Consider the following 1,351-nt stretch of genomic DNA (forward strand, 5'->3'; position numbering starts at 1 on the left):
CGCTTCCAGGGGCATTCGGCAGCGGAAGGGATCTCCCTGCAGGTCCGGGAGGCTCAGGCCTTGCGGACATGGGATGCCGTGCCGCTTGACGGGGTTCGGGACATATGAGACCTTGATTGACGTGGCGGCCCGGTCCTTCCAGTAGCTCCAGAAGGGCTGCTCCATGTCTATCAGCTCGCGCCTTGTATGGACGTACCTCCCTCCCGCAAGCTGGCCGGAGAGGGTGTCCTTCCTCTCCCTCTCGGAATGCTTCGCCTGCTCCGTCCAGAGGAAGCATGCAAGGTAGTGGCCCAGCCGCTTGGTCGAGACCCCATGGAAGGGGAGCAGGAACTCGCGCAGCCTCTGGTGCATGGCATTGACGAGGCCGAGCTCTCCGTTCCTTGCCTCCCTGGCGACGGTCGCCGCATGCTCCTCCACGCCGAGCGCGGGCAGCACGCGCGCATATCCTGCATGGTCGTCGGTGGCGACCCATGAGCTGTCGACGATGCCGGAGAGGGCATCCTTCAGCTCGTCGTCGGTCGGACGCCCCCTGCCGCAGACGGCGGCATATTCGTCTCCCAGGTCGTTCACGCAGCACTCGACGCAGACCTTGAGGCTGGATATCCCGCGGGAATGCACGGCATGGCCATGCGCGTGCGCCTTCCTGGGCATCTGGATGTCCGACCTTCCCCTGTTGCCCGCCAGCGACTCGTCGAGATAGAGGCCGTCCGCCTGGCATGAGACGGAGGGTCCCTTCCTGAAGGGCGCAAGGGCGGACCCCATCACCTCGAAGAGCCTCATCCTCATGAACCACGACGTCCTGAGGCAGACGCTGCAGCTGTCCGCGAGCTCCCTAAGGGACATGCCCGCAAGCGTGCCTTCCGCATATGCAGCCCAGGTGGCCGCATCGAGCTTGGACATCGCGAGCACCGATCCCGTCTTGGCAGAGAAGGTCCTGCCGCATGACCTGCACCTCCATCTCTGGAAGCCATGGGCGTCATGGCCCTTGCGGCAGAAGTCCGCCGATCCGCATCTCGGACACCTGTCCGGCGTGCCCCTGAGGGCAGAGCCTGCCATCTCCTCGGCTATGAGCGCCTTCAGCCTCTCGAGGAGCCAGCGCTTCTCCGAGATGCCCATCTTCTCGACCTGCTGCAGTATCATGGAATCCATCCGGACCCTCCGCTCTATGTATGGTCTGTTTGGCGACAATCATCATAGGCGAGGGTCCGGATACTTTTGGACCCCTCTCAGGTCAATCAAGGTCTCATATGTCCCGAACCCCGTCAAGCGGCACGGCATCCCATGTCCGCAAGGCCTGAGCCTCCCGGACCTGCAGGGAGATCCCTTCCGCTGCCGAATGCCCCTGGAAGCG

General features: G+C 64.0%; 1 protein-coding gene. It reads right to left on the reverse strand.

What is annotated here, in order from left to right:
• Positions 1 to 1,149, reverse strand: a 1,149-nt coding sequence (locus tag VXJ24_RS11440; RefSeq protein ID WP_330973050.1) for an IS1595 family transposase, incomplete at its 3' end; no start/stop codon positions are given.
• Positions 1,150 to 1,351: the final 202 nt, after the last annotated feature.

The organism is Olsenella kribbiana (assembly GCF_036408795.1).
Lineage (GTDB): Bacteria > Actinomycetota > Coriobacteriia > Coriobacteriales > Atopobiaceae > Olsenella_L > Olsenella_L kribbiana.